Annotated in this window: 22 protein-coding genes; 9 read left to right on the top strand and 13 right to left on the bottom strand. The window is 39.4% G+C overall.

Annotation, left to right across the window (positions count from 1 at the left end):
- Positions 1-19: 19 nt before the first annotated feature.
- Entirely contained in the window at positions 20-1,138 is a 1,119-nt protein-coding gene (locus tag E4O01_RS06225) for a transglutaminase-like domain-containing protein (protein WP_253694913.1), read from the bottom strand.
- A 190-nt stretch (positions 1,139-1,328) separates the two neighbouring features.
- Here E4O01_RS06225 and E4O01_RS06220 point away from each other — a divergent pair, with 190 nt between their 5' ends.
- From E4O01_RS06220 to E4O01_RS06200, 5 genes are all read left to right on the top strand, one after another.
- Positions 1,329-2,693: a glycoside-pentoside-hexuronide (GPH):cation symporter gene (locus E4O01_RS06220; protein WP_253694912.1), complete on the top strand. Its 1,365-nt coding sequence runs from the start codon at positions 1,329-1,331 to the stop codon at positions 2,691-2,693.
- Positions 2,694-2,699: 6 nt separating this feature from the next.
- On the top strand, positions 2,700-3,998 hold the full coding sequence (locus tag E4O01_RS06215) for a hypothetical protein (RefSeq protein WP_253694911.1): 1,299 nt from the start codon (positions 2,700-2,702) through the stop codon (positions 3,996-3,998).
- A gap of 6 nt (positions 3,999-4,004) precedes the next feature.
- Positions 4,005-4,619, top strand: coding sequence for a response regulator transcription factor (locus E4O01_RS06210; protein WP_253694910.1), 615 nt, complete (start codon positions 4,005-4,007; stop codon positions 4,617-4,619).
- A gap of 1 nt (position 4,620) precedes the next feature.
- Entirely contained in the window at positions 4,621-5,703 is a 1,083-nt protein-coding gene (locus tag E4O01_RS06205; RefSeq protein ID WP_253694909.1) for a sensor histidine kinase, read from the top strand.
- A 179-nt stretch (positions 5,704-5,882) separates the two neighbouring features.
- Positions 5,883-6,737, top strand: coding sequence for an Rpn family recombination-promoting nuclease/putative transposase (locus tag E4O01_RS06200; RefSeq protein ID WP_253694908.1), 855 nt, complete (start codon positions 5,883-5,885; stop codon positions 6,735-6,737).
- Positions 6,738-6,857: 120 nt separating this feature from the next.
- Here the strand turns inward: E4O01_RS06200 and E4O01_RS06195 are convergent, their stop codons facing one another.
- The 10 genes from E4O01_RS06195 to E4O01_RS06150 form a co-directional block, all read right to left on the bottom strand.
- Complete coding sequence (locus tag E4O01_RS06195) at positions 6,858-7,598, bottom strand: DUF4469 domain-containing protein (protein WP_253694907.1); 741 nt, start codon at positions 7,596-7,598, stop codon at positions 6,858-6,860.
- A 259-nt stretch (positions 7,599-7,857) separates the two neighbouring features.
- Positions 7,858-9,207, bottom strand: coding sequence for a leucine-rich repeat protein (locus tag E4O01_RS06190; protein ID WP_253694906.1), 1,350 nt, complete (start codon positions 9,205-9,207; stop codon positions 7,858-7,860).
- Between the two features lie 788 nt (positions 9,208-9,995).
- On the bottom strand, positions 9,996-10,886 hold the full coding sequence (locus E4O01_RS06185) for an Rpn family recombination-promoting nuclease/putative transposase (RefSeq protein ID WP_253694905.1): 891 nt from the start codon (positions 10,884-10,886) through the stop codon (positions 9,996-9,998).
- 282 nt (positions 10,887-11,168) lie between these two features.
- Positions 11,169-13,790: an ABC transporter permease gene (locus tag E4O01_RS06180; protein ID WP_253694904.1), complete on the bottom strand. Its 2,622-nt coding sequence runs from the start codon at positions 13,788-13,790 to the stop codon at positions 11,169-11,171.
- Positions 13,787-14,464 (bottom strand): ABC transporter ATP-binding protein, encoded by a 678-nt coding sequence (locus E4O01_RS06175; RefSeq protein WP_253694903.1) that lies wholly within the window; start codon positions 14,462-14,464, stop codon positions 13,787-13,789. The genes E4O01_RS06180 and E4O01_RS06175 overlap by 4 nt, the downstream gene beginning before the upstream one ends.
- 161 nt (positions 14,465-14,625) lie before the next feature.
- Positions 14,626-16,023, bottom strand: coding sequence for a diguanylate cyclase domain-containing protein (locus tag E4O01_RS06170; protein ID WP_253694902.1), 1,398 nt, complete (start codon positions 16,021-16,023; stop codon positions 14,626-14,628).
- Positions 16,023-17,552 (bottom strand): motility associated factor glycosyltransferase family protein, encoded by a 1,530-nt coding sequence (locus E4O01_RS06165; RefSeq protein WP_253694901.1) that lies wholly within the window; start codon positions 17,550-17,552, stop codon positions 16,023-16,025. The genes E4O01_RS06170 and E4O01_RS06165 overlap by 1 nt, the downstream gene beginning before the upstream one ends.
- Positions 17,549-19,075, bottom strand: coding sequence for a 6-hydroxymethylpterin diphosphokinase MptE-like protein (locus E4O01_RS06160; protein WP_253694900.1), 1,527 nt, complete (start codon positions 19,073-19,075; stop codon positions 17,549-17,551). Before E4O01_RS06160 ends, E4O01_RS06165 begins: the two co-directional genes overlap by 4 nt.
- Complete coding sequence (locus E4O01_RS06155) at positions 19,059-19,994, bottom strand: hypothetical protein (RefSeq protein ID WP_253694899.1); 936 nt, start codon at positions 19,992-19,994, stop codon at positions 19,059-19,061. Before E4O01_RS06155 ends, E4O01_RS06160 begins: the two co-directional genes overlap by 17 nt.
- Positions 19,994-22,378, bottom strand: a complete 2,385-nt coding sequence (locus E4O01_RS06150; RefSeq protein ID WP_253694898.1) for a midas domain-containing protein — start codon at positions 22,376-22,378, stop codon at positions 19,994-19,996. The genes E4O01_RS06155 and E4O01_RS06150 overlap by 1 nt, the downstream gene beginning before the upstream one ends.
- A gap of 139 nt (positions 22,379-22,517) precedes the next feature.
- Here E4O01_RS06150 and E4O01_RS06145 point away from each other — a divergent pair, with 139 nt between their 5' ends.
- Both E4O01_RS06145 and E4O01_RS06140 read left to right on the top strand, forming a co-directional pair.
- Positions 22,518-22,955, top strand: coding sequence for a septum formation initiator family protein (locus E4O01_RS06145; RefSeq protein WP_253694897.1), 438 nt, complete (start codon positions 22,518-22,520; stop codon positions 22,953-22,955).
- Positions 22,943-23,497 (top strand): L-threonylcarbamoyladenylate synthase, encoded by a 555-nt coding sequence (locus E4O01_RS06140; RefSeq protein WP_253694896.1) that lies wholly within the window; start codon positions 22,943-22,945, stop codon positions 23,495-23,497. Before E4O01_RS06145 ends, E4O01_RS06140 begins: the two co-directional genes overlap by 13 nt.
- Here E4O01_RS06140 and E4O01_RS06135 read toward each other — a convergent pair.
- Both E4O01_RS06135 and smpB read right to left on the bottom strand, forming a co-directional pair.
- Positions 23,494-24,357 carry a TP0183 family DNA metabolism protein gene (locus E4O01_RS06135; RefSeq protein ID WP_253694895.1) on the bottom strand — a complete coding sequence of 288 codons (864 nt, stop codon included), beginning with the start codon at positions 24,355-24,357 and terminating at the stop codon, positions 23,494-23,496. The two genes, E4O01_RS06140 and E4O01_RS06135, sit on opposite strands and share 4 nt — an antisense overlap.
- Complete coding sequence (gene smpB, locus E4O01_RS06130; RefSeq protein WP_253695186.1) at positions 24,357-24,821, bottom strand: SsrA-binding protein SmpB; 465 nt, start codon at positions 24,819-24,821, stop codon at positions 24,357-24,359. The genes E4O01_RS06135 and smpB overlap by 1 nt, the downstream gene beginning before the upstream one ends.
- Before the next feature lie 72 nt (positions 24,822-24,893).
- On the opposite strand from smpB, the gene lepB reads away from it, so the two are divergent.
- Together lepB and E4O01_RS06120 are read left to right on the top strand one after the other, a co-directional pair.
- Positions 24,894-25,598: a signal peptidase I gene (gene lepB / locus E4O01_RS06125; protein WP_253694894.1), complete on the top strand. Its 705-nt coding sequence runs from the start codon at positions 24,894-24,896 to the stop codon at positions 25,596-25,598.
- 3 nt (positions 25,599-25,601) lie between these two features.
- Positions 25,602-26,813 (top strand): coproporphyrinogen-III oxidase family protein, encoded by a 1,212-nt coding sequence (locus E4O01_RS06120; RefSeq protein WP_253695185.1) that lies wholly within the window; start codon positions 25,602-25,604, stop codon positions 26,811-26,813.
- The last annotated feature ends 1 nt before the right edge of the window (position 26,814 follow it).

The raw sequence follows: 26,814 nt of genomic DNA, 5'->3' as shown, positions 1-26,814 counted from the left end.
GCTTTTGTCTGCCTTGAGATTAATTTGATTCAAGGTCTTCTATTACGTAAAACTCAACGGGAAACCAGTTTTCGGGAGCAGCTATCTCATCGGCTATTTCACCGATTGGAACATGGGCTGTAGTTTCGCAGCCCAGGTAATCTCTGCCGTTATGAGTAAAACAGGTTCCGCTTCCCTGACATTCTACTGCGGCTATGGCATGTGACTTATTCGGTGAAACCAAAAGAACTGCATCTATGTTCATCTGTTTTAACATGAGTACCATAAGAAGAGCCCTGCTGTCGCAGTCTCCTCTCTTTTCTGCAAGGGCTTGAGGGAGATTCATAAAATCGCTTCCCTTTCTGTCTCTTTCGTAATTAAAATTTTGAACTAAAAAGAGAAGTTCCTTTGCCGCTTTTTCTGCAAAGCCGCTTTGGTTGTTTTCGTCAAAGATTGAAGTGTAGACTGCAAAGGAAGCAGGTGCTATACGGCTCCAAGCATCTCTAAAAATTACCTTATAAAATCGCTGCCAAGCTGCGATTAAATTATCGTGATTTAAATACATAGTCAAAATTGAAAATTCCCTGTCAATCACCGATTGGTTTGCTTGAGCATCCGATTCATCTATCGTAAAGGATATGTTTTTATTGTTAAAAACATAATCGAGAGTTTTTTCTTTTGTTTTAGTATATAGGGCTGTTGTAACCGGCCCCGGCTCAAAATAAGACATCGTATCGGTATAAACGGTATCCAGGGAAGAAATCATAAGGTTTTCACACTCCTTGGCCTTATCCTTGTCGGTGTAGGTAAGAAGCACGAGCCAGCCGGTTTTATTGGGGAGCGCAAGGGTTAAAACCCAGCCTGAAAGCTCTTTCGGCTTATATTTTTCGGAAGGAGAATATAAAAAGGAAACGGACGATAAAAGAGCCTCCTTATTCCTCCATATAAAAGGAACATCCTTATGAGTCATTTTTAACTGCTTAAAAATATGTTCGGCAGCTTCTTTTATGTTTTTAAATTGAGGCTCTTCATACAAGGCTATTTGCAGGTCAACGGGAAGGATTGCATGCTGAAAAAGATATCTTTCATTTCCTTCTCTATTGACTAAAACGAAATCTTCAGGGAGGTCAAGTGCATAGCCCCATGAAGGGGAATACATTTGTTCTGCCGGGAGAGAAACACTTAAAAAAAAGAAACAGCTTAGAAGCAAAACATATCTTAAAATTTTTTTCATACTATTATAGATTATAACTTATTTTTAATAATAATACTATAGTTTTAATCTTAAATTTACTTTGCACATCCTTAAAAATTGTGCTATACTGTTTATGCTTAACTTTGGAGGAAGTATGAACAAAAATAGATGGACCTTCGGTCTGGGTACTATAGGACGCGATATGGTTTACTCATTGATAAGCATGTATCTTATTTTTTACATGACAGATGTAATCTATGTTCCTACAAACGTATTGTGGAGCATTACGGTTATTGTCCTTGCAGCCCGCATTTTTGATGCCTGTAATGACCCGATTATGGGCTTGATAGTAGATAATACCAAGACCAAGTACGGAAAGTTTAAGCCTTGGATAGCCTTCGGTGCCCTGACCTCGGGGATTTTAACAATCCTTCTTTTTACCGATTTCGGGATTAAGGGCGGGGCCTATGCTGCCATTTTCGGTATTATCTATCTTTTATGGGGCATGACTTATACGACAAACGATATAAGCTATTGGTCGATGCTTCCTTCTTTAAGTGTGGATCAAAAGGAAAGGGAAAAAATAGGCGCTATTGCCCGTATTTGTGCAAATGTGGGGCTTTTCTTTGTTGTTGCAGGAATAGTGCCCCTTACAACCGCTTTGGGCAATAAGACGGGAAGCCTTGCCAAGGGATATTTTTTCTTTGCAATTATGGTTACCGTGATTATGTGGCTCGGTCAAATCATAACCTTAATCGGAGTAAAAGAGCCCGAAATAACAAAGCCTCAAAAACATACCTCCCTAAAAGAACTTTTAAGCGTTATCGTAAAAAACGACCAGCTCCTTTTGACGGCAATAGCCATGACCCTCTTTATGATAGGCTACATGACTACAACAAGTTTCGGCCTTTACTTTTTTAAGTACGCTTACGGCGATGAAGGTATGTACTCCGTATTTGCGGTTATTCTCGGCCTTTCCCAAATTTCAGCCCTAATCATTTTTCCGCTTTTAAGTAAATTTTTTGTAAGGCAGAACATATATACGGCTTCGATAATAATGGTTTTGGCGGGCTACCTCATCTTCTTTTTTGCTCCTACAAATACCATGCTTTTTATAGGCATTTCGGGCGTTTTGCTCTTTGTGGGTCAAGCCTTTATTCAGCTTATGATGCTCATGTTCCTTGCCGACTGCGTTGACTACGGCCATTGGAAGCTGGGCAAGCGGAATGACAGTATTTCGTTTTCGATTCAGCCCTTTATCAATAAGCTTTCGGGAGCTATCGGAAACGGCATCGTAAGCGCAGTCGTCATCCTTTCGGGAATCAAAGAAGCTTCATCCGCCGCCGAGGTTACAAAAGAAGGCCTTTTGATGATGAAAAGCGCCATGCTCGTCTTTCCTCTTTTTTGCATTGTCGGCAGCTACATTTTATACCGCCTCCGCTATAAAATCGACGAAAAAAACTATGCCCGCATTTTAACGGAACTTGAAGAGCGGGGAGAACTGGTAAGGAAAGAGTAAGGATTTATGATAACTGTTTTTGAACAGGAATTGGAAAAAGGAACAGGTGTTCCGTATATTTTGCTTCAAAATAAATGTATTCAGCCCTCTGAAATTGTAGAAGATATTTTTTACCAAAATATTATCGAAAATAAAGCTTTCGGTCCATCTTTTGAAGGAAGCCGTTCCGATTATGTATACGATTTATTGGAGTTGTACCCTGAAAGAAAAAAGGTTGACAGCAGGGTTATTGCATATTTTAATAAAATGGATTCGGATGATAGGGGTGATGAGCAAGTATTTAATTTTGCTGTCAGGCTGGCACAGGACGGACGCTTTGAAAAAAATGCCTTGTATAAAAAGTTCGAATACTATGCAAAAAAAAAGCTACCTTTTTATATAATCGGTATAGATGAACTTATAAAACTTGATAAGTATGAAGCTGTCGTATATCTTGCCCGCTATTTCGGCTCTCATATTGAAGATAAGGATATAGAAGAATTTGCAGGATATTATTTTTACAACCTATGTGTCCAAGACTATACGGGTTACGATACTGAAACAATAACGGCAATGCTTCAAGAAGAACACGACCCTGCTATATACCGCTACTTGAGCATAGCCCAAACAAAACGGGAACACTCGCCGAGAGAGGTTCAAACTTATACGGCAGAGGAAGTTATTTTAACATTACAAAAACCGGATTTCAAAGAAAGAGCGGAACTTCCGCGCATTCGACGTTGGATAAACAGGCAGGCAAGCGATGAGGATATAAAAAAACTTTCCGGTTGTTTTATCGGAGCGGATGAGGTACTAAAAAAAAGACTGATCCGTTTATTTCCGAAGAAATGTATACAGGTACCGCTCCAAGCCTTATTCGATTCCTTTGACTCGATTCAAGACGGAGAATACCGTACAAACCTTGTTGAAGCCCTCGTTCTCATGCATAATCCCGATGTATATGATTTTTTGCTTGAACGTTACGATGAAAACACAGCAACCGGTTTTTTAAAAATTTGCGTACAATTTTATTCTGAAGATAAGGAATGGAAACTGCTTGAACTGCTTGATAACTGCGGTATGTACGATATTGAAGATATTGTTGACTCCGTTTTGGAGTCGGAAGAGTTGGCAAAACACGATATCTTTAAGTATATTCTACGCTTACTCTATCACAAAACAAAGTGTTCAATATGTCGCGGACAGGTGCTCGAAAAAATGATGGAACATGGTATTGCCGATTCCAATATATACCGTGAAATACAATACGATGCAAATAAAAATATACGCAAATTGGCAGAAAAATCAAGGTTTGAAAAAGAGTAAAAACTTATGACTCTCCTTATAATTGAAGACGATGATGCGATACGAAAAGAGATAAAAACTTTTTTTAAGGCGGATTTCGATATTGCGGAAGCCGCCTCGATAAAAGAGGCTTTGCCCTATCTTGATTCCGATATTGTACTCCTCGATTTAAACCTTGGCAGAGAATCTTCTTTACCGCTTATCCCGAAAATAAAATCGGCTTGCATAGTTATTTCGGTTCAAGATGATGAGCAAACGATTGTCAGGGCCTTGGAAGAGGGCGCTTGCGACTATGTAACAAAGCCTTTCAGCCTCAATGTGCTTAAAGCGCGGATAAACGCAATTTTACGCCGGAACAATAATCAGGATATTTATTTGAATATAAAAAACGGAGAGCCTATAATACTCATCGATAAAAAGGAAATTATATTAACAAAAAAAGAATATCAAATAATGAGCCTTTTTTTAAATAACTCGAGTACGGTTTTAACGCGCAGCCTTATCTTGGAACATATTTGGGATAAGGACGAGGCATTTGTCGAAGATAACACGCTGACCGTTACGATGGGCCGCCTTAAAAACAAGATAGGCAGCTCAAAGATAGAAACCGTAAGAGGAATAGGCTACAGATGGAAGGGTTAACATGAACGGCTTAAAAATACGCTTTGCCGTTTATTTTTGCATTTTGACGGCTCTCAGTTTTTTTGCTTACAAAAACTTTCAGGCAAAATATACGGCTTCTCTTTCCGCCGTATTACAATATCTTCCCGACGAGAAAAAGATTGAAGCCCTGCAAAAAATAAAGACGGAGAGCATACGGACGGAAGACATAAAAACGGAACTCCTTGAAAAACTCATGTATAGGGAGGACTACTCCTTTTTTTATCTTATGCTCTGTGCCGTCTTTGTTTTGATTTTGAGTGCCTTTCTTTTGGAATATTTTTTTTACAGGCGGCAGAATAAAAAAGAAACGGACAACATCGCCTCTTACCTTGATTCCCTTGAAAAAGGAGAGGGAAAACTGATTCCTAAAAACGGGGGGCTTCTTTACGATAGGCTTTACAAGCTGTATACCGAACTCATTTTTGAACGGGAAAATGCTCAAGCCGAAAAGCTTAGATTTCAAAAAAATCTTGAAGATATAGCCCATCAAATAAAAACACCCATTACGGCAATGCTCCTTTCTTTGGAAAACTCAAGCCCGTCCGCAGATAATTCTCCGCTGCACCGCTTAAATGAGCTTACCGAAAGGCTGCTTCATTCGGCAAGCCTTGAATCCGGAACCGTGCCGATGAAAAAAGAACCTGTTTCCGTTTATGAAGCTTGTTTTGAAGCTTATGAGGCTTGCGAACATCTTTTTGAACAAAAAGGCATTGCCGTTCATATCGAATCTTCCGGTATCCTTATAAGTGCCGACTATTATTGGATAACCGAAGCCTTTATGAACATTTTTAAAAATGCAGCTTCCTATCTTTCAAAAGGAAATACTGTAAACGTCTTTTTTAACGAAACGCCCCTTTACACGGAAGTTATCTTTAAAGATGACGGGAGCGGTATTCAAAAAGAAGCCTTGCGTTCCGTCTTTAACCGCTTTTATAAAACTCCCGATTCCAAGGGTTTCGGCTTAGGTTTAAACATCGCAAAATCCATTGCCGAAAAAAACAACGGTACCCTTTGCGCTTACAACGAAAACGGTGCCGTATTTAAATTTACGTTTTATAAATAAAAAGCATTATAGATAGAGCTGTCTATGGGGAATAGATAAGGCTATCTAAGGAGTATAGATAACCTTATCTAAGGATATTAGATAAAGCTATCTAAGGGGAATAGATACCATTATCGGGTGCTAGGGCATTTGTAAATCCGTAAAATTGTGGTATAATAACAGATAAGGAGGTGCAGAAAATGTCTAAACACAAACGCAGCTACAAAGACTCTGTTTTTGTCGATTTGTTCGCAGAAGACGAACGGGCAAAAGAAAACTTTTTATCGCTCTATAACGCCTTGCACGGTACGAATCTACCGCTGTCCTGTCCCGTAGAAAATATAAGGCTTACCCAAGTTCTCTATATGACTTTTTATAATGATGTGTCGTATCTCGTAGACAATAAAATTATAGTGCTTGCCGAACATCAGTCAACAATTAATCCTAACATGCCTTTGCGCTGCCTTGAATATGTAAGCCGCCTGTACGAAACTATCTTTGAATCAAAAGAAAAATACAGCCGTAACCTCCTAAAAATTCCGACACCGGAGTTTTATGTCTTTTATAATGGAGAGGAAGCCTATCCTTCCGATAAAACTCTAAACCTCTCGGATGCCTTTATAGAAAAGACAGAAGAACCGAGCCTTGAATTAACTGTAAAGGTAATAAATATAAATAAGGAAAACCGCCATCCGGTACTGGAAAACTGCAAAACGATGTATGAGTATACGTTATTCGTAGAAACGGTACGAAGATGGAAAAAACAGGATTCTCAAAACGGTTTTCAAAAAGCCGTTGAAGAATGTATAGCAAATAATATTTTGAAAGATTATCTAAAACGCAAAACTAAGGAGGTAATCAATATGTTACTGGCCGAATACGATTATGACACCGATATCGCGGTACAAAGACAAGAAAGCCTAATGATTGGCATTGAACAAGGTGCTTACCAAACCAAAATTGAAACGGCAAAGATATTAAAACAGCTCGGCGATTCTACTGCAAAAATAGTGCAAGCCACGGGCTTAAGCAAAGAAGAAATTGAGGCTTTATAAGAACCAATATGTTACAGGCTGAATATGATTATGAAACCGATATTTTGATAAACGGAGTGCTGAGCGGATATGTAAAGCCTCTTTGATAGGGTGTACAAAGAGGCTTTGATAGATCGGCTGCTACGCTTTTGCAGTGCAGGGAAGCTTAAATTGCATTTCTTTTACGGTTTTTAATGGAACGGAGGTACCCGAGTACTTTGTCCGTATTATTACCGTAACCTTTCCCGCCGGTACCGCAGCGGGTACGCGGGCGATTATTTGGCTCGGGTTGTTTACCGAGAGGCGGCGGGTTACTTTGTGCTCGGTGCCGTCCGCAAGGCGGAAAAAGACGCCTTGAGATGCGTCGGTTTCGTCGATTTTAAGCTTGTTGCCTTCGATGATGATGTCATCTCCTATGGTGAGCGTACCGTCGTTTAAGCCGGTGGCCGTGTCGGTGATTGCGGTAATGCGGGCGCTTTCTTCTTTTGCACCCATTACCTTTACGCCGATTGCGTCAAGCACCGTGCGTAAGTCCGCCGTCGGCACAAGGTCTACCGTGCGCTTATGAACCTTTTCGTCGTAGGGGGCGTTTTCGGTTGCCCATACCCCCGACACGCGCGGGCTTATTTGCACCAAGCCGTCCATAAAACTTATGCCCTCTTGGATAAGGTCTTTAACCGCCTTGTCGCGCATGTTGAGGATGTTGATGATGGTTTCCTTGCGGAACTCGGTGCGCTCCTTTGTGATGAGCTCTGCAATGTCCTCGTTACGCTGAGTTGCGGCGTGAGCATGAACGTCCGCAATACAGTCGCGGTCGTTTTCTTTTGTTAAGGTGTTGGGACGAAGATAGACTTCCCAAACTGATTTTTTCTTTTTAGCCATAATTTTCCTCCAAAACATTAGGGGGAGAAAGACCCCCGTTCAGGGCAGGGTTCTCTCTCCCCCTAGAACCCCCTCTCTCTCCCGCACTGCCAAAGGCCTCGCCGGCCTTTGGAATCCGGCCTATACAGCTGACAGCTGTATGTTCAATTTAATTTCTACAATCCCGTACACGGAGGTACGGGAAAGCCGTTAGTAATCGGTTTCGGGCTTGCCCGAAACCGGGATTCAAAACCGAGCAGGAGGCTCGGTTTTGAAACAATTAACTTTCCTCGTCTATTCTGCCTGCGGCTACGCCTGAGGCGGTGAGCAGGGCTTTTATGCCTGTGCCGGTTTTAACTTTAAACCTGCCGGCTGTATAGTTAAAGGCGTTGGTGCCGATTGCCGTAAGGGGCGGGTTGCTGCACTCATAAAAGTCAAAGAGTGCAACCTTATTGCAGGCCCAAAACGCACCATCTCCCACAGAGCTAAGGCGTGCGGGAAGTTTGACGGTTCCTGTTATTCCGCAGTCTTCAAAGGCATACTCGCCGATTGTAAGGGGCTGTGTGCACTTGGAAAAATCGAGGCCGCTTACTTTATTGCATTGGCTAAAAGCACCACCGTCTATTTCGGCAAGGTTCGGGGGGAATTCGAGCATTCCTTCAAGGTTTCTACAGCTGTCAAAAGCACCGTAGGCGATGCGGGTAAGGTTTTTGCCCATAGTCAGCTTTGTTATACCTTCGCAATCCTTAAAAGCATACTTGCCGATTTTGGTAAGGCTTTCGGGAAGGTGTACTTCCGTTATGCCGGTACAGGAATGAAAAGCGTTGTCGGCAATTTCGGTAATGCCCGCGGGTACGCGCAATATACCTGCGGGGTTTTCTCCTTCCTTAAAGCCTTTAAGCACGGTGCCTTCGATTCTTAATTTTGCAAGCGGTATGGTGTCTGCCGGCTTAAAGCTCACCTTTACCGTAAGAGGGGCGTTTACCGTTACGTTTGCAAGGGGATTTTCAGGGGTGCCGGTACCCGCTTCAAAGCTGCCGCCCGAGATTGTCCAGCTGCCGGTCATGTAGCCTGTTGCGGGCTCTGCGGTAAAGCGGACTTTTTTTCCTTTTGCTATTTCGGTACCCGTTGTAATCGGCTGTGAGTTAGGGTCTAATGCCGTAAGGGTTCCGTTCCCGCCTTCTGTGCCGAAATTTACGGTGTAGTTGGGAACATCCAATTCAAAGCCTACCTCTACCGTTACATCGGAGGTAATTGGCTCCGAATAAGTGTTTCCTGCAATGGGCAGGTAGCTGCCGTTACGGCTCCAGCCTGTTATTCTGTAGCCCGCTGCGGGTGTTGCGGTAAAGGTTACGGTTTTGCCTTTTTCCACTTGGGCGCCGCTGTTTATTGCCGTGCCGTCTACCTTTGCCGTAAGTGTTCCGTTCCCGTCTTCTACGCTAAAGTTTACGGTGTATGTGGATTGCGAGGTGCTGCTACCCCCGCCCGTGTTACCGCCGGAACTTGTTCCGCCGCCTCCTGCGGCGTTGGGGCAGGCGGTAAAGAGCCCCATAATCACTAACGATGCGGCAAGTGTGAGGACTGCCGCCCGATTTCTTAAAAATGCAGTTCTTTGTTTTGTGTTTTTCATTGTTTTTCTCCTTAATAAATAATTCATAATTCTTATCTGCACACGGACGTGCAGAAAAGCTATAGATAATGAGTTTTGGGCAAAGCCCAAAACCCGAGTTCAAAACCGAACAGGACGTGCCGAAAGCCGCACATAAAACATCCTGTTTTAAATCCTGCACACGGATGTGCAGAAAAGCCGTTAGTAATGAGTTTTGCGCAAGCAAAACTCGGTTTAAAAACCGCACAGGACGTGCGGTTTTTAAACCGATTACGGGGGTTTGTGTATAAAAAAAGAGGGTACGGGCTTTACCCTACGCTCTTTTATATGCGAAGTGTGTTTTGTGTGTGAGTGAAAATGTATTTGGGCACAGCTAGCCCTCAGCTGTGAAGCTGTGAAGCTGTGAAGCTGTGAAGCTGTGAATTTTGCGCGTGGATGCGGTACCGTGTCAAGTACTTTTGCCGTTTTTCCGAACTTTTTTGAGAACCCTTTATTATACTGTTTAAGCGGTTTATTTTGCCGTTCATAAATCCTCGCAGTTCACATTCCTCCATTCACTTTCCGGCGCATACACGGATGTATGCTAAAGCTATAGGTAAGGAGTTTTACGCGGAGCGTAAAACTCGGATTAAAGAGCGGACACGATGTCCGCTCTTTAAACATTATAATGCAAGTTTTTGAGAATAACAAGTTTTTGGAAAAGTTTTTTGTAATTTGTTTTAAGAAAGTACAAAGTGCGAGTCCGAGGGGCGAACGGGCGAAGTGCGAGGGGCGAACTTTGTACTTCGGCATTTGTACTTCGCACTTTGTTACAGTTTTTCTATTTCTTCTTTGGAAAGTCTTGTCATTTGCATAATAAAGTCAAGCTCACAATTTGCTTGTTTCATAAGTTTTGCCGTTTCAAGAGCTTTTTGGTAAGAGCCGTCGGAGAACCCTTGCTCAATTCCTTGTTCAATTCCTTCAGCAAAAGCTATTCTGCTTGCTTCTGCACGCTGTACGGCAATGTCCGTATCATAATCATATTCTGCTACCAACATATTTATTACCTCCCGTGATTTTCTCATTAAGTATTCTTTTAAGATTCCCTTTTCTATACATATTTTTACCGCATTGGTAAAGCCGTTTTCGCTGTCGAGCTGCATTTGCTTTCGTACTTCTTCTACAAAAAGACTGTATTCTTCAAGCGGTTTACAGCGGCTTAATACTTCCGCTCCCTTATTCTTGTTTATGTTAAATACCTTTACTTCAAGTTCCAGCGGTATCTGTTCAGGCTTTGTAATAAAGGCATCGGAGAGTTTTAGAATTGCGGTTTCAGGATAATCATCTGTGCCATTGTAGAAAACATAGAACTCAGGCGCGGGTATTTTTGACAGCTTTCTCAGATACCTGTCTGTCGGAGCTTGCAGTTTTTCATAGAGCCGAGCGATATACTGCAAAAAGCGTAAAGGCATATTTTCGTTTATGGTGGACTGGTGTTCAGCCAACACTATGATTTTACCGTCCACAAGGCAAGAAACATCGTTTATTATGTTCATATACATGACATTATCAAGCCTTATGTTTTCTACAGGACAAGAAAGCGGTAGATTTGTCCTATGCAAGGCATTATAAAGCGATAAAAAGTTTTCTTTTGCTTTTTCATCTTCTGCGAACAAATCAACAAAGACAGAATCTTTGTACTTTCTATTTGCAGTACTCATAACTTGCCCTCCTATTCCACCACGGACGTGCAGAAAAGCCGCAGATAACAAGTTTTGCAACGCAAAACTGAAGTTAAAAAGGGAACAGGACGTTCCCATCCCGCTCATCATTTCACATAGCTTTTACAACCTGCACATGGACGTGCAGAAAAGCTTTAGGTAACCGGTTTTACGCCCCGCGTAAAACCGGAGTTAAAGAGCAGACAGGATGTCCGCTCTTTAACCATTATAGCACGAAAATCACACGTTTTCAATTCATAATGCAATAATTATCCGCTTTAGTTACTCCCTTACCTCCTCCGCTATATTCATGCCTTGAAAACGCTTTGCGCCAAGGCGGAAAAAGAGGTAGACGGCAGCGGCAATCAGTACGGTAAGAGCTGCGAGCACAGGATAGTTCATATAGATTAAAAAGCGTTTAAACGTAAACGAAATGCTCAATGTTCCGTACCAAAGCGTTAAGCCTGTACAAAGCGGTACGGCATACAGCACCGAGCGCAGCATAAAATAAAAATAGTCGCGCATAAGTAAGGCTTTTAGTTCAGCTTCCCGAATGCCGCACGATTTGAGCAAAAATATTTCGCGCTTTCGGCGGGCAAAAAACATGTTTACGGCAGCGTACACGGTAGCAAGGGTAATCAGAGTGCAGACGGCACATACCGAATACAATAAAAGGGAAAGCACATCGGATTCGGACTTATTGGCCGAGTGCAATTGTTCACCTTCAACACTGAACCGCTCTTCCTCCTGTATGTAATTTTTTAAAAGATTGTTATAATAGTTTTCATCGGCAAGAGGCGTATTTTTATGCTCTTCGGTGCGGATATTCATAACATACCGGGTAAACGTATAGTCGTATTCGTTTTTCGGAGTAAAATGTTCATGCAAAAGCCGATCCAATTCTTCTGCCGGAATAAAGACCACCACATCATAGCCGCTTGCAATTTCGTTTCTATCGTCTAAAAAATCTTGGGGAAGTTCCATAATGTATTTTTCGACAACGAATTCTTTTTCCGCCATATCACTGCCTGTACTGCCGATTCCGTACAGAGTTATGGGAAGACTTTTTACGCTTTCGTCAAAATAGGGAATGTATTGAGCCTTGGAAACCTCATCTTCAAAATTTTTGCGGACAGAGTTAAGCACCACAATTCCGCGGTAATCGCTGTGCCCCGTTAACTTTTTAAAATCATCGGGCAAAAGGCCGGTAAAAAACACCGAGATAACCGCCTTACCGTTTTCTCTTTTAAAAAGTTTACCCTCCGCCTTTTTATAAAATCCCTTTTTTTTAAACTCGTCCGACAAAAAAGTTTCGGGATACATAAACGCATATTTTTGCGTGTAAATTAAATAATCTTTTTTATCGAGCTTGTCTTGCAGGCGCTGAAAGGGCTCGGGGATTCCTTTTCTGTGGGTGCGCAAAAAAAGATAAAAATTATAGACGCTCTCAGTTTTCCAATAATTGCGCTCTACATGAAGTCCCGTTTCCATAAGCAAAATAAAAAAGATGAGGCTAAGCGAAAAGGTAACAAGGGCGGTACTCGCCTTAAAAAGAGTAAAGTTGTTTTTGCGCAATTCTTTTTCAAGGCTTTTTGCCTGCCTTTTCCGTTTCTCTTTTTTAAGCTCAAAGCCGCCTTTTAGTGCTTCGATAATGTCCATGCGGGAAAGCTTACGGGCGGGAAGGCTCGCCGAAAGCGCAACACAGATAAAAACAAAGACTCCTGCAATAAGATTCACCGTTATACTGAAATTATAGCTCGAAACAATTTGATGTTGAGCGTTTTTCTCTGTCCCCTTTATAAACTCGATAATAAGAAACGAAAGGATATTGCCCGGAATAAGGCTGAAGAAGGCCGCAGGCAGGGCTTGCTTTAAGGCTTCTTTTACCACGAGTTTTTTGAGCTGTTTACGAGAGGAGCCGATACTTTTATACATTGCAAGCGTCCGTATTTTATTGAAGGCCCAAATGCCGTAAATATTTTTAAGCATCAGCACAAAGACGAGAACCGTTCCCACCGCAAGATAGAGAGGAAAAAGCGTTACCGTAAGGATTTGCTCAATAGAAATTTCATTTCGGTCAAAGGCTCCGTATACGGCAAGAAGCAGATCGTTTACAAAAAAGACATTGCGGAAGTCCTCTGTTTCAGGCTCTATTAAAGAAGCGAGATCTTTTACGGTTTTATAGCCCTTCCATTTATTTGCAAAAACAAGGGCTATGTTTGCGGTCTTTCCGTCCTTAAAAGCATCGCCTAAGGCTGAAGTCTTCACATTCGGATTTGCCGTGACGGTAGTCCTGTTATTTTTAAAAATACCGGTAATGGTAAAGGAGCGCTCTCCTTCAGGACGGAAGGCTTCGCCTTTTGCAGGATATTCTCCCGCAGGCACAATCCGCTCATTACCTTCTTCGGTGCCGGTTTCGGCGGAAGTTTCGCTTTCGGCTGCCTTTCCCCCTTCCTTTAACCGCACAATGCGCTTTCCCGCGGTTACGCTCACTGTATCGCCTATTCCAAGACCGAACCTTTCTTTAAATTCCGTAGAGATTATAAGCTCCGTGTTGTCTTTCGGAAAATGCCCTTCAATCAAGGCATCTCGGGTGAGCATACTGCCTTCCGCTTCTTCAAGCGTGCATAAAACGCCCTCATGCCGAATCGAAATCAAGTCCCGAATGATGCGGGTTTCCTTGACGTTTTTGTGAGCGGCGATGAGGCTCCGCACTTCCTGCGTATAGGATTTACGCGTAACGGCATCGTAGGGGAAGCGTTCTTTAAGAGAAGCAATCTTACTTGAATATGAAGAATAAGCTATATTCACAAAGAGCGAAAAAAATATGCCCGTCATTGTAACGGCGAGGAGGACGGCTCCGTTTTTTTTCACATCGTAATTTTTTATGCAGAGTTTTTTCATAGAGCCTCGTCCTTTACAATTTTACCGTCCGACAATTCCACAATCCTTGAAGCGGAAAGGGCGAGCCGCTCGTCATGAGTTACCATTAAAACGGTTTGATTATATGTTTTATTTGCATATTGAAGGAGGCTCATAATCTCGTCGGTGTTTTTGCGGTCAAGGTTTCCCGTAGGCTCGTCCGCCAAAAGGAGGGCGGGAGAATAAATGAGGCTCCGCGCAATGGCCGCCCGCTGCTGTTGTCCGCCTGAAAGTTCGTGCGGAAAATTGCTTAGCTTATTTTTTATGCCGAGCTTTTCGGCAAGATTGATAAGTTTATCCTTGTCGACCTTTTGCTTATCAAGCACAAGCGGCAGGCTGATATTTTTTTCGATTGACAGGTTCGGGATAAGGTTATAAAACTGATAGACAAGCCCCACCTTCCGCCTTCTGAAAAGGGCAAGTTCATCTTCCGTGTACTTCGAAATATCTTCGCCCTGAATAAAAATCTTTCCCGAATCCGGTGAATCCACCCCGCCCAAAATATGAAGGAGGGTGCTTTTTCCGCTCCCCGAAGAACCGACAATCGCAACAAACTCACCCCTGTCAACCGAAAGGCTTACGTCATCAAGGGCTTTTACCGGTATATCGCCCTTGCCGTAGGTCTTGGACACATGTTCAATCCGTATAATTTCCATAAAAACCTCACAAAAAACAATGCAGGTGCTCCCTCATTATAATGGTAGACGGTCTACCATTATAATGGGGCACCTTCTTTATGGTGCCCAGTATAGCGGATAAACCTTACATTTATGTGACATTTTTAAAGATTTTGATAAAGCCCCAAGGATGCCCGTTTTTAATTATCCGAAATAAATTCCCTGTATTTGTCGGGATTGACTCTAAAGGCTACTATAGGATCGTCATTGTTGTTTATGGCGCGGTTTACGGCGGCCTGAGCTTCTTCTATCATTCTTCCCGAAGAAATGAGACGTGAAGTTCTGGTGGTAATTCCTATCGAAACCGATTTCGATATATCGTATTCCGTTAAAATACTCTTCGTGCCCTTATATATCTCTTCGGCCTTTTTCATAGCCTCATCCAAGTTTGTGTCTTGAAGGATGGCGGCAAAACCGTTGCTGTCAAATTCAAAAATCATATCTCTAAATTTGATAAAGTCTATTAAAAGAGCCGCAATCTTCTTTCCTATCATGCTTTCGAGGCTGAAATCATCAAGTTTCATAATAACCAGGGCTATATCTTGTTCGGAAGAGGCTGCCCGCCGTAATTCCGATTCCAAATACTCGGGTAAATATTCCTGCCAGCTGATTCCCGTAATGGGGGAGTAAAGACCTCTGACTTTTTCGATGGCTTCTGCATTTGCAGTATCAAAAACCGATGTATTTTGAATGTCCGTATATTCTTCTGAGTCGGAGCTTATATAGGCAATATCTTTTTCTTCTTTATAGGTTGTTCCTGCTCCGGACTCATAAGGAAATTGTTGAGTAATTTTTAAATTATCCAAGTCTTCAAGTCCATACACATCATCATCGGCGGTTTCGTGTATGGTTTTATGGTTCCCGATATTTTCGGATATGCCGCTGTTGTCCTGAAAATTTTGCTCTGGTTCATTGTAGTCGATATTCGGATAAACCTCATCTTCAAGCTCTCCATCTCCGAATCCGCCTTGTTTTATATCGGCATATACCATTTCTTGAGTATTTGTAAGATTTGTCACAAGAATTATGATTATAGTCAAAATGGTAACGGCTAATATTATAAAAAATGCGCTTCTAAGCCTCAAGTAAATTGCCGCGGGTTTTAGTGTCGGAATCGATGCTGTAAGCACAAGTTCCGTATCATAGCTTTGCATTGTTTTTACATTTATTTTTCCGGTATGATTTACTACAAACAATGAAGCCGGCTTTATGATAAAATTACCTGCCTCATCATAGCCTATGAGGTCCGAATCCTTAGGCCAAGATACTACAACATTTTTAGAAGGTTTAGAAATAACAAAGGCTTTTATTTCCAATTCGTTTGCAAGCTCATATAACTTCTGATTATAAGAAGTTTGTGCAAAGTTGTCTTTTTCGGAAGATATTATGATCTGCTTTGCAAAATAGGCAAATATAGAACGGGACTCCTCCGCACCGTAATCGGAGTCTTTTATAATCCCGTAAACAAACCATGAAAATGTTCCGAATATAATTATTAACGCAATTGCGGCATATATGCCAATATACATCTTTTTCATTAATTTATAGTATACTCCAGAATTTGAGATAGTACAAGTTCTAAATCGGCAAAATCCGGCATATTTTTAGATAATCTTTTGCTTAAATAGGCAAAATAGGGCAAAAGAGCCGTTGTCAGCCTTTGCTTATCTTTATCAATAGAGTTTTTTAAATAAGAGATAAACTCGGTATAAGGGAACAAAGAAAAATCGTCTTTATTCCAAATTACCTTTTGAGATCTTCTTTCAAAAAATGAAATTTTTGAAAGGAAAAAGCTTTTGTATGAGTCTAAAAGAGCTGTCGTGTAAGTTATTTTCCCTTGTTTTTCGGTTTTTTCTACCTGAGTTCGAAACATTAAATCACAAAATTTTGTTTCCAAAGGTGAAGTTTTAAGGGATGTATTTTCAAACCGCTTTGAAAGATAGGTTCCGGTTGCATACGTCTTACCGTCAGTGTAGGCAAAATCCAAACCCTCAAAATTTAGATCTTTAAATCCCATAGCGCAGGCTGCAGCTCCTGCCGCAAGGGCAACAGTTCCGCTTGCGGTTTCCATATAAGGGAAGGGCGAAAAAAGCGAAGCAAATTGTGCAAAGGGATGATCGCTTTTTGTAAAGAAAAAAGCGTTGCCGTTTTTTAAGAATTCCCTTGCAAGAATCGGGTTTGCACAAAGATCAAATATACCTATGGTGTTTTGTGTAAAAGGCTTAAAGCAATGAGCATAAGAAATATTTTGCGGATCCATACTCACAAAAAAATCTGCTTCTACTCCTTCCTCCATTAAAACGGGAAATGCAGTATCGGAAGCAAAAAGAACAATTTTATTTCGTTCTTTTTTTATATCTTTTAGAGCGAATTCGAGGCTTGGCCCGGCTCCCAAAATATAGGCTTTTTTTCTTGTATCCGGCTTAGGAATTGAAGGGCGGATTAAAGCTGCCGTTTTTAAATTATGCATGATATTCCGCATCCATATTTTACCGAAAGCCGCCTGAGTCGAAACATCGGCCTGTATTTTTTCAAGCGAATTTTGAATTTTCTTTTCGAATTCGGGCATCTTTTCTTTGTAAAAATCTTCCCAGGGCCTTAAAATTTTTATTTCAAAATTGCCGTGCAAAGCAGGAATATAAGAACTAATAAATTCTTTTTCAAAATTTTCCGATTCCAACGGCGGTAAAAAGGTTAAGTTGTTATTTATAATCAGATTTGAAAAATCCATTATTTTAAAAAGGCTTTTTAAATTTGCAAAATCAGTTTCCGTTACGGCGCAGTGTTTTAATTTAAAATGTGTTAAAAAATATTCTATATGAATGCCGGCTCCCAATCCGCAAAAAAGAACAAAATTTTCATTCCCGGTAAAAAGTCTTTCCGCTTCTTTTAACGGGTCATATTTTGAATGAAGGTGTTTGCCGTTTTTTAATACGGGAAGAAGTAAGCCTGTCTTGGAAGTTTCGGTGTGCAGATAATCCGTTCCCTCGCCCGAATTTATAATATCTTCGGCAAGTTGTAAATTTTTTCTTTTTAAACTTTCTATATTTTTATCTAATAAATTCATGAGTCGAACCTTTTAATTTGATTTTCCAAAAAATTCGTTATCTCGTTTTCAAGTTTTACCTTGATTTCTTTTTCGCCGCTTGTGCCTTTTTCTTTTATAAAACTCATATAATTTTGAAAAGAAATAAATTCACACAATTCTTTTTCCGGTGTACTAAAACCTGTTTCTTTTACACTTACTTTTACTTTATCGAAAAAGATATTGCTTTTTATTTCGTCTTTTATGTTCGTATAAATTTCTGATAAGAGAGCTTTTTTTTCTTTTAAGGGTTTACATTCCAAAGGTTTTATTTTGTTTATTTCGGTATTTTTTCCTTGGTTGGAAGTTTGAATTTTAAAATCTTCTTCACTTACCGATTTTATGTTGCCCAAGGCCGTTAAATTTTGTCCTATCCTAAAAAGACGTTCTGCTCTTGGGTTGGGCAGCCGGCTGAACCATTTTTCGTAAGTTTTTAATGACCTCAGATCAAAATTGGATGCAGCTGCAAAAGTGGATAATGTATTTAATCTGTCTGCATTACTTTCTTTTTGTTTTTGACTTTCATGCGGCGAGCAATGAGAAAATCCTTTGGATTCTTTTAAATCCAGACCGGCAATAAAGATTTTACCTTCAGTGTTATCCAAAAGCAGCTCTATTGCAGTTCCTGATACGCTTCCGTTTCTTTTTGCTTGAAAGGGAAGAATACCCAACTTTGTAAAAAAAAGAGTTTCAAGGGCCGAACCGTAGCTTAAAAAAACGCATTGATTTTTTTTTAAAATGCCGGAAGGAATTTTTGCTTCAAGAGGGAAGGCTAGGGCAGTTTCTTTAAAATTATCGCTATACAGATATTTTAAATGATTGCCTGCCCAAAATCCGCCGTCAGTCGATATACATAAATTTAAACGTATATTTCGGCTGCTGAGAGCCGGGAGGGCTGAAGCTGCTGCCGCGGTAAACATGTTATTTATATTATCACGGCAATTATTTAAAACCTTATCCAGAGTAGGTCCTGCGCCTGCAAAAAAATAGGATTCGGCATTATCCGAATTTCTTTTTGCCGAAAAATCGATATCGACAAGTTTTTCCGAAAAAATAAAGTTTTCGCCCATGTTTTTAAGCCATTTTTTTCCAAAAAAATTTCTTGTGGCTATTATGCTCTGAATTATTTTTACAGCTTCGGATATTTCTTTCCATATTCGTGAGGCCGAATCAGGCCAAACATTTTCTGCAGGTTTCCACGGCAAAAACAAAGCAGAAGCTAAAAACTCATCAGGAATATTATTAATCAAAAAAAAAGCGGGATTTCCTGATGCCGGTCTCCAAACATTATCCCAAAGTTTATCCGAGTCCAAAAAATAATTATCGGTGTACCGCATTGCTATCAATTTACTTTCAGGAAATCTCTTGCGTAAAATCGGAGCAAGATAAGATTCTCCGGGTTCCGTTATAACGATAATTTTAGGATTGCCCCCTATTGTGCCGGAAAACCTTTCGGCTTCTTTTTGGGGATTATAAGAAGAGTGAAGTTTAATTTGTTTTATCATTTATTACGGCCTTAAAAAATGTTTTTATCTCGTTTATATTTTTTGAGGTTCCGGTATATTCCATCAATAATCTGGAACATATATCTTCTCCGTAAATCTTTGTTAAGCTTGCAGTTATTTTTTTTGTGTAAAGTTCCATAGGCATGGTTTCCGATGAAAATATCGAAGCATAAAGGCAATTATCCATACCTAAAATTGCCATGTTTGACTTGCCCATAAGATTAAGAATTTTATTTATAATCGAATAATAGAGGCTTATGGTATTTAAGTCGCTTTGCAGTTTTACGCTGTCGGGAAAAATATGAAAAAAAGCAATTTTTAATAAATGGGCCGTATTATCAAAATTAAGGGCCGATTTTATTTTAAGCATTATTGTATCAGTACCATACTGAAAAGGGTATACGGGTCTTGCCGTTTCTATAATAAATTTACATTCGTTATATAAAGGCAAAAAATCTTTTAAATCTTTATCCGCTTTTTGAAGATCAAAGCTGTCCCGATAAACATCCTTTTGAGATTTTATTAAAAACAAAAAAGTTTTATCTTTTTCAATGGAAAATAAAAAGATATCGGTAATACTTATATATTCCTGAGAAGAAAAATAGCTTTTTATCGATTTTAAGTCCTTGTCGGAAAGGGAATACCACTCATTTTCTTCAACTGCAAAACTATCTATCAGTTCTGCCGGTATGACACATCTATGAAATGTAGTTATGTCCACACCCGACGCAAAGCAAAGATTGTAAAAGTCTTCACCGGTTTTTACCAAAAAACCTCCCTTTTCAATGTGAAGGGTTTTAAGTAAGTCCTTGAAATTCTTTTTTGCATCAAAAAAAGGTGAAGAAGCCCATTCAATCGGAGCATTCGGAGGCCGGTAAGCGTTTATACCTACAGCCTCCGCCTTCTGTCTCAATCCCATTAGGATATCCCCAGCTCATCAAAAAGCCTTTTATAAGTATCAAAGTATTCAGACTTGGCAAATTCTTCAATCTTTTCTTCAGGTAGACTTTCAAGAAGCTGATCCATATATGTTAGAACCGACTTTATTTCATCTTTTAGGTGAATGGGTAAAGTCTCCGTTTTTATCTTTTGTTCTTCTGCCGCACTTTCATCAAGCTCAAGCCTCGGAATATCCTTGGCTGCCATATCCAATTCTTCAGGTGAAAATACGGTATTCCCATCCTCAAGGCTTAAAGCTTCGTCATGACCTTCTTCAATATTTTCTTTAATTGTTTCAAAGCCGCTGTATTCATCTCCTAACGGAATACTTTGGCCGTCGGGTAATTCAAGTTCGGTTATGGGTAAGTCGAATTCGTCGATACTTCCTTGTTTATCATCATCGATTTCTTTCTCTTCCGAAACGAAGTCTTCAATTTCAATAGATGTATCTTCTTGAGCCGGAGTATCTGTGTTTTCATCAAAGGTATCAAAATCAATACCTTGTACTGTTTCATCTTCAAGATCTATGCCGCCTTCTTCATCGAGGTAGCTGACATCTTCCCTTAAATCGTTTATATGCTCAGGTTCCACGGCATTTAGTAAATCTTCGTCGCTAAAAACTTCGGTATCGGCTTCTGTTTCATTATCGGTATCCGCATCGTCATCCAAAAAAGCTTCGTCAATTTCATCCAATGTTTCAGGAATTTCATAATCTTTTTCGGTGTTTTCTTCCATAAAATCTGCCGTTATCAATATATTGTTAAGCTCATCACCTGTAAGGGCTATCGTTTCGTCTCCGTCATCGTCATTAAAAAATCCCGTTTTATCGCTTTCGGTTACCTCATTTAAGATGGTATCGGCAACAGCCGGCGCTTGAGATTCTGCACCATTGGATTCTTCTAGTTTTTGTTGTGTTTGAGCCATTTCAAATTTCATGGTTGCAAGTTCATTTTTTATGTTTACAAGTTCGCCTGCAATCTGAATCAATATCTCGGTAGCTTTATCGTTTGCCAAAACGGCGGATTGTGAGGATTTTTCTTTTTCGTTATTGGTTTCTTTATGGAGTTCGGTTTCTAAGTTGTCTTGCAAAGCCTCATCTCCATTTGAGTCCAAAAGATCGTTTTCGAGGGCTTCAATATCGTCAAAAAATATGGATTTTTTCTGTGCCGGTTCTTCTGTAAAAGCTTCTTCTGTTTCTTCCGTTTTGGAGTCTTCATCCATAAGGTCATCCAACATAGAATCAAAATCGGAATTGTTCATAATTTTTTCATTTTCTTTTTTTATCTCTTCTATATTTCCAGCTTCAATTATTGTGCTTTCGATGACCAAGCCGTCATTATCGTTTTTATCGGCGTGATTCGGTTCTTCTACATCTTCAAAGTCAGCTACATCGCTGAATATCTCAACATCTTCCAAATCGTCATCCGTTCCCATTGTTTTGCCTGCAAGGGAGGTTATATCGGAGTATTCATCTATGGTGATGTTAAGAGGAATATCGTTTGATTTTTCTTCTACTGTTTCTTCAGAAGTTTCGTCCTTTGCCTCAAGTTCATCGAAAATTTCATCAAAGTCCGAAATATCTTCGATAGTTCTTTCGGGTAAATTTTCTATTTTTGAAGCCGTATCATCTTTTTCGGTATCATATGTATCGGGTTCATCCGCGATTATTTCAAAACTATCGTTTCCTTCAAAATCTATGGCATCGCTTTCTTTTGTCTCCAAGTAATCTTCATCGAAGGAAAGATCCAGTTTTATGTTGTCGTTATCAGGGATTAAATTATCCGTTTCATCGTTACTCTCGTTTTCGTCATATGATGAGGCGGCCGAGTCTTCTTCGTCGCTTAAAAAATCATCCACATCAAGAGTTTCAAATTCGTTTATATCCGGCTTTTGTTCTTCTTCATTTTCTAGTCCTTCATCAATAATCTCTGCATCGGACTCTGCGAAAATATCGAATTCGTCTCCGTCATAAATAGTATTTTCTTCAGTTATGCTTTCTTGAGAAATGCCGTCTTCATCGGAAGTAATAATGTCACTGTCATCTGAAATGATTCCCAAATCTTCAAAAGAATCATCACTATCGATGGTTTCAAAATTGTTTATTGTTGTTAATTCTTCGAATTCTAAAGACTCGTCCGAATTATCCAAATCCACGACATCATGATCATCAAATTCAATAATATCATTGTCAAAAGGATCTTCAGCAGTGTCATTTTCTGTAGGTAACTCATTTTCATAACCGTCTTTATGTTCAGGTCTTTTTTTGACCCATACACCGTACATATCGAGATTTGAATCATCTTCAAGTTTTACCGGAAAAACCGAATCATCCGGTTCTTCGATTTTGTTAAAGTCTAATGCCATGCTATTTCTCCCGTATAACTCATATCAATAATTATACTATATATCGACAGAATTTGTAAATAACCTTAAATTATTTAATTTGAATAATTTGACAAAAAATTCAAGAAAAAAACATAAAATGCCGTTATATATTTAGACTATGAAAATCTATTTTAGAGTGCTTATTCCCGTTTTTATCACTATTTTTGCTTACACTGTTTTAGCCGTTTTTTTGGGTCCTAAGGGAATATATTCAAAACGTTTTATAGAGCTCCAAAGAGACGCTCTTATAGATCACGTCCGGACTCTTAGGGAAACGGGAAATGATTTGGATAGTCTTATACGGAATTTGACATATGACCCTGAAACAATAGCTATTTATGCTCATGAACTCGGTTATATATACAATAATGAGGGAATAATCAAGCTTGTCAACTTTAATTCAGGCTTTGGGAAGGATTTAAATCCCGGAACAATCTTAAAAATTGAAACTCCATATTTTCTTTCAGATTATATATGCAAAACAATAGCTGCTTCTTTGGGAATAATTGTTATAATTTTTCAGATGTTGGCGGTAAAAAAAAGATGGTTATTTTAAAAGAAGATCCTAAATCTTTAGAATCGGCTGCCTCCGTCTTAAAAAATGGCGAAATTATTATAATTCCGACCGATACGGTGTACGGTTTTTCGGGTATTATTCCTTCCACAAAAGAAAAGATTATCAAAATAAAAAAGCGGGATGCTGCAAAAAGTTTTATAGGACTTATCGAAAAACCTCAAGACATTTATAAATATACGGATAGGCTCATTCCTCAATCCGTATTAAATCTTTGGCCGGGGCCCTTGAGTATAATAGTACCGGATAGGGAAGGGGGTGGTACTTCTGCTTTTAGATGCCCTGACGACAACTGGCTCAGAAATCTGATAAAAAAGACCGGTTTTCCGATTTATTCTACAAGTGTAAATTATTCGGGATTGCCCGTTTTAAGCAATATTAAAGACATAATAAGCGAGTTTGAAGATAAGGTTTCCTTGATAATTGACGGAGGAGAGCAAAAGGGTTTATCGTCTACAATCGTCGATTTGACTGATAAAGAACCTCGTATACTTAGGCAGGGTGCCCTGCACTTGGTCTTTTAATTTTTTACCCAGCGTACTTTTTTTATAACTTCATTTACCGAAACAAGGGTGTTTCCGTGATAAACTATTTCAATATCCGTTTTTTCTCCGACCAAAATTTTGTTGTTGGCCGAAACTAAAAATTTCCATGAAGGGGTTTTTCCCATCTCGGCAGCTTTTTTTGCTATCTCATCCGGTAGATTTATAAATTGCCTTGCCGAAGGTTTGCCCGACTGATTTATTGTCAAATGGCCGTCATTTATTTTTATTTGAAGAAGTATGGTTATTCCGCTAGAAAGCAGGGCTATTCCTCTGCCGCCCCTCATAATTTCAACCCGTTCAAGGTCTTCTTCTCCCTGCCATGAACCTGAAAGGATGTCGATATTTTTTACTTCTTCTACATCGTCATTATTTTGTGAGGTTTCTTCCGGGGTGTATGCTGCCGACAAATTAACCGATTTATCGAAAAGATCCGAGACTAAAATGCGGGAATCCAATAAGATTAGGTTAACGCTTTGATAAATTTTAGATATACGCCTTGTAATATTATCCGATGAATTTTTAAGCATTAGTTCAAGTTGTATTCCGTTTTCCAAGCCCGTTACCTTGCCTGCAAAAACATAATCAAAGCGCTGCCGGGCATCGGTTTCCGTTACGGGAGTGGTTCTCATGTCGATGATATCGTATTTTTTTAATTCTTTTACAAAGCTGAAAATAGCGTTACTGATTGTCGTTGTAGTTTGTTCGGTTATATTCTTCGATTCAAGTTTAAATACTCCAACAGATGGTTCTGCATCAAGCCTCTTAGCTGCAGTAAAAATCAACACAGTCAACATTAAGAGTAAATACCTTTGAATCCCGTAAAACTTTTTTATTTTCATTATTTACTCCTTATTTTTATCTCTCTTTGCATATCTCGTTTAAGATCTTTTTCTTTTATGTCCGCACGTTTATCAAAGGTCTTTTTACCCTTACAAACACCTAAGAGTACTTTAACGATACCGTTTTTAAAATAAAATTCCAAGGGGATTAATGTATATCCTTTTTCTTCTACTTTTCTTTTTAAACGCCTTATTTCATCCTTTTTTAAAAGCAGTTTTTTTGGCCGTTCAGGGTCGTGATTAAAAACCGAAGAGTATACATACTCGGAAATATGAAAATTTTTAACCCAAACTTCATTATCTTTAATTTCGGCAAAGGCATCCGGAAAAGATATTCTGCCTTCCCTAAGAGATTTTACTTCGGTACCTTTTAAAACAAGGCCGCATTCTATTTTTTCTTCAACCGTATAATTAAAAAATGCCTTTTTGTTTTTTGCGATGACTTTTACAGGTATTTTTTCCATATTCATATTATATTCATAGATTAGACACTTGTCAACGACAGCGGAAAATGATATTATGTGGTGAGGATTACAATGACTGCAAAATATCGGAATTTTTCATATACGGCAAAGCGTGAATACCGTAATAAGGTTGTGTTTATTGTTTTTTTGGTGTTTTTTGCTTTTTTTGCATATATACTGATAACGTCTTATTTATTAAAAACTTATAGGCTCCAAACCGACACCATGTTTCCTGAAATTTCGGCAGGGGATATGGTTTTGACTACTCCGATTTATGCCCCTGTATCTTCTGCAAATAGAGGTGATTTGGTTATCATTAATGGAGCCTTTTCCAATAATAAATCTTTTTTTAAGGCTGCCGTAAATTCCGTTATCGGTTTTTTTACCTTTCAGCTTGTTAAACCCTTTGATCTGCAAACTTTGGATTCTTGCTCAATAAGGCGAATTGTGGGTTTACCCGGAGATACGGTATACATGGAAAACTTTGTCTTACACATAAAAACTAAGGATTCCGATCACTTTTTAACCGAATTTGAGTTAACTAAAAAAAATTATGATATTGAAATTAAAGGTCTTCCTGCCGATTGGGATTCTTCTTTGCCTTTTTCGGGTTCTTATCCTAAGACCGTATTAAAAGATGACGAATATTTTGTACTGTGCGATAACAGAATAATTACGGATGATTCGCGTCTTTGGGGTATCGTTGAAGGCGAAAAAAAAATATGCGGTAAGATTATCCTAAAATATTGGCCTTTAAAAGAATTTAAATCTTATTGATTGATGCGAAAAGCCGGTCTTTATATCCACATTCCGTTTTGCCTCCAAAAATGTAATTATTGCGATTTTTTTTCCGTTCAAGCCGGCCGGTTTACCGATATTTTATCCGCCAGTGGAGTAAGCCCTTTTGCTCTAAGATTAATGGAAGACATAAAAATTCAAGCAAAAAAATATGATGTAAACGAATGGGATACTGTCTATATAGGAGGCGGAACTCCCTCACTTTTATCGCCTGATGACCTTTATTTCATTTCGTCTCAAATCATAAAGGAACAAAAAAATCCTCCCGCCGAATTTACGGTAGAAATCAATCCTGAAGACTTAAATAAAGATTTTTTAACGGCTGCGGTTCATGGAGGTATTAACAGATTTTCGGTCGGAATCCAATCGTTATCCGATGAGGTATTAAAAGAATGTAAAAGACGGGGAGGGAGGAAAACAAGTCTTTCAGCCCTCGGACTTTTACGCAGTCAAAAAGGCTTAATTCTCTCTTGCGATTTAATCGCAGGGTTAAATAATCAGACTTTCGAAGTTTTAAAAGACGATATCGAAATCCTAGTGAATTTCAAACCTGAGCATTTTTCTCTATACGCCCTGTGTTCAAATACAAAGATATCGTCCGAAAAAGATGACGAAATAGCTGCTTTATGGTCTTACGGCAAAGGTATTTTAGAGCAAAATGGCTATAATAAGTATGAGGTGTCTAATTTTTCATACAAAAATTTATATAAAAGTATACATAATGAGAAATATTGGAGACTGCAAGACTATATAGGTGTGGGCCCCGGGGCTTTCGGTACTGTTTTCTTTGATAAAAGTACTCCGCCTGAATATTCGAGTACTCATGCACATGCTCAAGCTCTTGCTTACGCCCATGCTTACGCATTGCGGTTTTCTGCCTGTAAAAATATAACCAAATGGATGCAATGTAAAAACAGAGATGATGTCTATGAATACGAAACTATAGCTGAAAAAGAATTTATAGAAGAAGCTTTTATGATGGGATTAAGACTTACGGAAGGTATGGATAGAGCTTTTTTTAAGTCACGATTCGGTAAAGATATTACTGCATTTGCAGGAAAAACTATTTTAAAATGGGCGGATAGAAATGAAGCCGTTTTAACGGATAAAAGTTTCTATTTAAACGAAAAGGGTTTTACTTACTTGAACATATTTTTACAGGAAGTATTTCAAGAAATAGACACTATGTTTTAAA

The sequence above is a fragment of the Treponema sp. OMZ 790 genome (assembly GCF_024181285.1).
GTDB lineage: Bacteria > Spirochaetota > Spirochaetia > Treponematales > Treponemataceae > Treponema_B.
Note: the sequence above shows the minus strand (reverse complement) of the source record. Positions and strands in the feature narration are given on the sequence as shown.